The 6,772-nt window shown below is 64.3% G+C and carries 4 protein-coding genes; 2 read left to right on the plus strand and 2 right to left on the minus strand.

Translation table 11 applies throughout. The annotated features are described in order from the left end of the window. Positions 1-106: 106 nt before the first annotated feature. Positions 107-1,885 carry an acyl-CoA dehydrogenase C-terminal domain-containing protein gene (locus tag IN820_RS22050; RefSeq protein ID WP_193683029.1) on the plus strand — a complete coding sequence of 593 codons (1,779 nt, stop codon included), beginning with the start codon at positions 107-109 and terminating at the stop codon, positions 1,883-1,885. 393 nt (positions 1,886-2,278) lie between these two features. Here the strand turns inward: IN820_RS22050 and msrA are convergent, their stop codons facing one another. Continuing rightward, the gene (gene msrA / locus IN820_RS22055) at positions 2,279-2,926 is read right to left on the minus strand and encodes a peptide-methionine (S)-S-oxide reductase MsrA (RefSeq protein ID WP_193683030.1); all 648 of its coding nucleotides are present in this window, start codon (positions 2,924-2,926) and stop codon (positions 2,279-2,281) included. 104 nt (positions 2,927-3,030) lie between these two features. After that, complete coding sequence (locus IN820_RS22060; RefSeq protein WP_193683031.1) at positions 3,031-5,703, minus strand: putative bifunctional diguanylate cyclase/phosphodiesterase; 2,673 nt, start codon at positions 5,701-5,703, stop codon at positions 3,031-3,033. Between the two features lie 150 nt (positions 5,704-5,853). On the opposite strand from IN820_RS22060, the gene IN820_RS22065 reads away from it, so the two are divergent. Then, positions 5,854-6,342, plus strand: coding sequence for a hypothetical protein (locus IN820_RS22065; protein ID WP_193683032.1), 489 nt, complete (start codon positions 5,854-5,856; stop codon positions 6,340-6,342). Positions 6,343-6,772 lie beyond the last annotated feature (430 nt).

Below are 6,772 nucleotides of genomic sequence, written 5' to 3' on the forward strand. Positions count from 1 at the left end.
ACCAATTGGTCACAAAAAGACGCTTAATCCTGGCTTCGTTATTCAGTTAGACTCGCTGAAACGGCCCGTTCGTGGCCGCCGACTAGTGTCTTGCGAGGTCCTTCCCATGGCTGACTACCAAGCGCCGCTGCGCGACATGCGTTTCCTCCTCAACGAAGTCTTCGACGCACCGACACTCTGGCAGAGCCTGCCGGCCCTGGCCGAAGTGGTCGATGCCGAGACGGCCGAGGCGATCCTCGAGGAGGCGGGCAAGATCACCGCCAACAGCATCGCCCCGCTGAACCGCAGCGGCGACGAAGAGGGTTGCCATTGGCAGGCGGGTGAAGTGACGACGCCGGCCGGCTACAAGGAGGCCTATCGCCTGTATGCCGAAGGCGGCTGGGTCGGCGTCGGCGGTGATCCGGCCTTCGGCGGCATGGGCATGCCCAAAGTCATCTCGGCACAGGTCGAGGAGATGATGAACTCCGCCAGCCTGGCCTTCGGCCTGTACCCCATGCTGACCTCCGGCGCCTGCCTGTCGATTCATGCCCATGCCAGCGAGCCGCTCAAGCAGAAATACCTGCCGAACATGTATGCCGGGGTCTGGTCCGGCTCCATGTGCCTGACCGAGCCGCACGCCGGTACCGACCTGGGCATCATCCGCACCAGGGCCGAGCCGCAGGCGGACGGGACCTACAAGGTCAGCGGCACCAAGATCTTCATCACCGGCGGCGAGCACGACCTGACCGAGAACATCATCCACCTGGTGCTGGCCAAGCTGCCGGACGCGCCGGCCGGGTCCCGCGGCATTTCGCTGTTCCTGGTGCCCAAGGTGCTGGTCGAAGACGACGGCGCGCTGGGCGAGCGCAACGCGCTGTCCTGTGGCTCGATCGAGCACAAGATGGGCATCCAGGCATCGGCCACCTGTGTGATGAACTTCGACGGCGCCACCGGCTGGATGGTCGGCGAGCCGAACAAGGGCCTGGCGGCGATGTTCACCATGATGAACTACGAGCGCCTGGGCGTCGGCATCCAGGGGCTTTCCACCGGCGAGCGTTCCTATCAAAGCGCCATCGAGTATGCCCGCGAGCGGATCCAGAGCCGTGCGCCGACCGGCCCGGTGGCGCAGGACAAGGTGGCCGATCCGATCATCGTGCACCCCGACGTGCGCCGCATGCTGCTGACCATGAAGGCGCTGAACGAAGGCGGGCGTGCCTTCTCCAGCTACGTCGCGCTGCAGCTGGACATCGCCAAGTTCAGCGACGACGCCGAGGCGCGCCAGCGTGCCGAGGCACAGGTGGCGCTGCTGACGCCCGTGGCCAAGGCCTTCCTCACCGATATGGGACTGGAGAGTACCGTGCACGGCCAGCAGGTCTTCGGCGGCCATGGCTTCATCCGCGAATGGGGGCAGGAGCAACTGGTGCGCGACTGCCGCATCACCCAGATCTACGAAGGCACCAATGGCATCCAGGCCCTCGACCTGGTCGGGCGCAAGGTGGTGGGCAGCGGCGGCACCCTGTATCAGGCCTTCGCCGACGAAATCCGCGCCTTCATCGCCGACGCCGGCTCGGAGCTCGCCGAATTCGTCGATCCGTTGCAAGCGGCGCTGGACAACCTGGACGAGCTGACGGCCTGGGTCATCGACCGCGCCAGGGCCAACCCGAACGAGATCGGCGCCGCCTCGGTGGAGTACCTCCACGTGTTCGGCTATACCGCCTACGCCTACATGTGGGCGCGGATGGCCACCGCGGCGTTCGGCAAACAGGCGCAGGACGATTTCTATCAGAGCAAGCTGGGTACGGCGCGTTTCTATTTCGCGCGCGTATTGCCGCGGGTCCAGTCGCTCAGCGCGTCGGTCCGGGCGGGTAGCGAATCGCTCTATCTGCTGGATGCGGCACGATTCTGAAAGCAGTTTGAAATCAATTGGCCATGCCGCGGAACGATTAATCCGCAACTTCGGTCATAAAAATCGCGTCTTTGTAAGCCTTCACTTACAACATTGAGCTATGGACGGCTCGCTTGTAGGAAAAGACTTACAAGCCGTGATGCAGGATGGCTACTACTGGTCGTTCGAACCGAGCGGTAATCTTCTGCTCGAAGGATGTGGCGCAAGGAAAGCGCAAACCGACAATACGGACCACAAGGGAGCGGTGCCAGGACGGCGCGCGATCATGGACGTCAGGATTCAGTCTGCAAAGCCCCGCTCAGGCGGGGTTTTCTTTTCCTGCTTAATTCTCCTGCGGTTCGGCCGCACTGAGCCGAGCCAGCAGCGGCTCCGGCTTACTCCTCTCGCGACGCCTCAGCCAGGCATGCACACGCCAGTGCCGCCGAGCCCGCAATATCCCCCGGGATTCTTGGCCAGGTACTGCTGGTGGTAGGCCTCGGCGTAGTAGAACGGCGGCGCGTCGGCGATTTCGGTGGTGATCGCGGCGAAGCCGGCGTCGTTCAGGCGCTGCTGGAAACGCTCGCGGCTGGCCTCGGCCTCGGCGCGTTGCGCCGGGTCGGTACAGTAGATCGCCGAGCGGTACTGGCTGCCGATATCGTTGCCCTGGCGCATGCCCTGGGTGGGGTTATGCGCTTCCCAGAAAATTCGCAGCAGCGTGGCGTAGTCGATCTGCTGCGGATCGAAAACCACCAATACGGCTTCGGCATGCCCGGTCAAGCCGGAGCAGACTTCCTCGTAGGTTGGGTTGGGCGTCAGGCCGCCGGCATAGCCGACCGCCGTGGTCCAGACGCCCGGCTGCTCCCAGAAGCGGCGTTCGGCGCCCCAGAAACAGCCCATGGCGAACAGCGCCTGCTGGAGCCCCGCGGGAAAAGGCGGCTGCAATGGATGGCCATTGACGTGGTGCGCCTCGGGCACCGGCATGGAGGCCGGGCGCCCGGGAAGCGCCTGCTCGGCGGTGGGCAAGGCCTGTTTGTCGAGCAGAATCTGCGAACGTAGTGGCATGCGAGCCTCGCTGTGCTTGTGGAAGGATCGTGCTGGAAGGGTAGGCTACAAAAGCTCGGGCGGCGGTGAAAGCGTGTCAGGCACCGCGCGTCGCCTGCCGGCGCTCAGTTCCAGCGGGGATAGCGTTGCAGCTCGTCGCGCAGACGGTTGCCGGGAATCGGTTTGTCGAACAGATAGCCTTGGCCGATATCGCAGCGCTGGCGGCGCAGGAAGGCGAGCTGCGCCGAGGTTTCGATGCCTTCGGCGACGACCTTGAGGTGCAGGTTGTGCGCCATGGCGATCACCGCCGAGGTGATCTCCATGTCGTCCTGGTTGTCTGGAATGTCCTTGATGAAGCTGCGATCGATCTTGATCACGTCGATGGGGAATTTCTTCAGGTAGCTGAGTGACGAATAGCCGGTGCCGAAGTCGTCCATGGCCAGGGTCAGGCCCAGGGCTTTCAGGCCGATCAGCTGCTGGCGGGTTTCCTCGGTGGCATCGAGCAGCAGGCTTTCGGTCAGCTCCAGTTCCAGCTGGCCGGGCGGCAGCTTTTCTTCGCGCAGGATCGTGGCAATCGAGCCCAGCAGATCGGGGTCGGAGAACTGCTTGGGTGACAGATTGATCGCCACCTGCAGAGTGCCGAGCCCCAGCGCGGAGAGCTGCACACCCATGCGGCAGGCTTCGCGTGCCACCCATTTGCCGATCGGGATGATCAGCCCGGTTTCCTCGGCGACGCTGATGAATTGATCCGGACGGATCATGCCTTTTTCCGGATGGTTCCAGCGCAGCAGCGCCTCCAGGCCCTGCAGGCGGCCGCTACGCAGGCAGAGCTTGGGTTGGTAGAACACTTCCAGCTCGTTCTGCGCCAGGGCGCGGCGCAGGTTGTTCTCGACGAACAGCTTGTAGTTGGCCTCGGCATGCAGCGCCTCGGTGAACACCTGCACCTGGTTCTTGCCGTTGGCCTTGGCCTTGTGCAGCGCCTGGCCGGCATGCTTCATCAGGGTCTCCGGGTCGCGCCCGTGCAGCGGCGAACAGGCCAGGCCCAGCGAGCCGCTGATGCTGATCAGCTGCTTGTCGACGTACAGCGGCTTGTCGAGGATGCGCAGCACCTGGTTGGCCAGGCGCTGGCCTTCTTCGAGGCTAATGTCGTCGAACAGCAGGGCGAATTCGTTGCTGGCGAAGCGCGCCAGTACGCCTTGCTGGCTGAGGCCATTGTGCAACCGACGGGCGAGGCTGATGAGCAGTTTGTCGCCGGTCTGGTGGCCAAGGCTGTCGTTGATCCGCTTGAAGTTGTCGATATCGACCAGCAACAGGCAGAGCCTGGGCGCCATGCCGGCGGCGAAGCGCTCTTCGAGGCTGCGGATGAAGAATGGCCGGTTGCCCAGGCTGGTCAGGTTGTCGGTATAGGCGAGCCGTTCGATATGCTGCTGCGCCAGCTTGCTGTGCGTGATGTCTTCGTAGATGCCGATGTAGTGGGTCAGCTCGCCGTCTTCGTTGTAGACCTTGGAGATCGACAGCTGGCCCCAATACGGCTCCAGATTCTTGCGCCGCGAGTGGAACTCGCCTTGCCAGCTGGTGTTCTGGGCCAGGGTCGAGGAGGTATCGAAGAGCAGCTCGCTGAGGTTCTCCAACGCCGTGAGATCGGCCAGGCGCTGGCCGCGGACCTCCGTTGCGGAAAACTGGGTGATGGTGGTGAAGGCCGGATTGACGTACTCCACCCGGCCGTCGCGATCGACCAGGATGAAGGCGCTGGCGCTCTGCTCCACGGCGCGCTGGAACAGATTGAGCATGTGCGTGGCGCTCAGGCGCTGCTGGTTGGTCAGGACCTGGGCGTACTGATCGGCCAGTTCGCCGGCGAAGGCGACTTCGTCGGCCTGCCAGATCCGCGTATCGCCGTCGTGCTGCAGGCTGAGCACGCCGATGAGCTCGCCGCCGACGCGGATGCTGGCGTCGAGTATCGAATGGGTGCCGTGGGGGCGATAGAGGCACTCGCCGAGCTCGCTGGTGCGCGGGTCGCTCAGCACGTCCTGCACATCGATGGTGCGGTCGCTGTGCAGGGCCTGCAGATAGCGCGGGAACGGCGCCAGCTCGAGCGCGGCCAGTTGTTCGTGGCTGTCGCTGTCGCGCCGGTAGCAGGCGATCGGCTCGAGGCGCGTGCCGTGCAGGTGCCAGATCACGGCGCGGTTGAGTTCATAGGCGTCGCAGGCGGCCTGGGTGATCAGCTGTGCCGCTTCGAGCTGCGGATTGGCGGAGCCGTAGCGATGCCGCGCCAGCCTGACGATCAGGCCCTGCTGGGTGCGCGAGCGCAGCAGATGCTCGACGTGCTCGTCCTGGGTCTGCTGGTAGCGTTCGAGGGCGGTGCGCAGCCTGGCGTTCTGGGCCTGTAGTTCCTGGTCGAACTCGCTATGCCGGCCAGCCATCAGATATCCCCTGAGCAGTTCGCGGCCGTATTGCTGGCAGACTTCACCCAGCTCGCTCACCTGCAGGGTGCCTTCGGGCGTGTGCAACCGATAGCTGACCGCGTAATGACCCAGGCTGGCCAGTTGCAGCTGGATCTCGTCGTGCAGTTGGTGGCGAGCGCTTGGCTCCATCAGGCTGGCATAGGGCGAGTCGACCAGAGAGCACAACTCGCCGGCCGGCACGCCGAGGTGACGTTCGCAGGCCGGGTCGAGAAACAGCAGCGTCCAGCTGGCCTCGTTCAAGCGCTCGAAACGCAACAGGCCGAGCCGCGAGGGCACTGGCAACTGCGTCACAACCTCGGTCGCCAGACGGCTGGCGGCATCGGTATGTATTTTCATCGAGCGGTTTGCTTCCAGTATGCTCACCGAGTCGGGCTGGCCTCGTGCTCCAGGCGCCGCTCCAGCGAAGGACGATGGCTAAATAATATTAATTTCAGGCAAGGGTGCATCATGCGACAGGGACTGACAAGTCGGCTTGCAAAGTTAGTGATGGTCTCGCTTTTTTGCACCTTCGCAACGCCGCTGGTAGCAGGTGAATCGGCCGAATTCGGCTCCGACGAATCGGCGCGTTACCTCTCCGGCCTGCGCGAACTCTACCTGGCGTCCAGCGACCGCGAAGCGCTGCTGGCGCATAGCAACGAATTGCTCGATACCTACGCGCTGCGCGTGGCCTACCAGGTCGGCCAGGCCAATCCGCAGGACTTTCTCTACACGCTGAGCGTGGCCACGCCCGGCGAATTGCGCATTCGCGAGGAGGTCCGCGCCCCCAGCGGCGGCGTGGCGGTGCGCAATCGCAGCCTGTCGGTGTTCGGACTGGACCCGTACCTGCAATATCAATGTCCCCCGCAAGGTCCCAGCTGCTCCATCAGCAGTCCCGTCGACGGCCTGCCGCTGGTGGTCATCCTGCGCGATTCCAAGGGCGCCGAAGAGCTGGCCAAGGCGCTGTCGTTCCTGATCCGCAATTTGCAGAAGGGGTGAGCCGGCGACAGTGACGGCGTAATGAGCGCGAGGGAAGGGCACCGGCTCCGTGCGGGGTTTGCGCCTGTGTAGGCGCGGGCGGGAGACGCCGAGTTCATGCCCGCGATGCTTTGCCTGGCAGGGTTCGCGCGCATGGCTCGCCCCTACACGCATGGCTCGCCCCTACAAAGGGATCGCGCGAGCTCGATGGTTGCCACGCCCCAGCGTGGCAACCCTGACCATGGCGCTTGGCGTCCAGCGACGCGGAGCGTCGCAACCGGCGCGCCCACGCGGAGCATGGGAGCGATCGAAAGGCCCGTAGGGTGGGCTTTAGCCCACCAACGGCAGTTAGCGTGGGCTAAAGCGGATCGGCCCACCCCCCTGCAAGGCTCCGAGCTTTCCGGAATCGCCTGGCAACCGATAACTCAGGCATAGCCATAAAAAAACGCCG

Origin of the sequence: Pseudomonas lopnurensis, assembly GCF_015070855.1 — a bacterium.
Lineage (GTDB): Bacteria > Pseudomonadota > Gammaproteobacteria > Pseudomonadales > Pseudomonadaceae > Stutzerimonas > Stutzerimonas lopnurensis.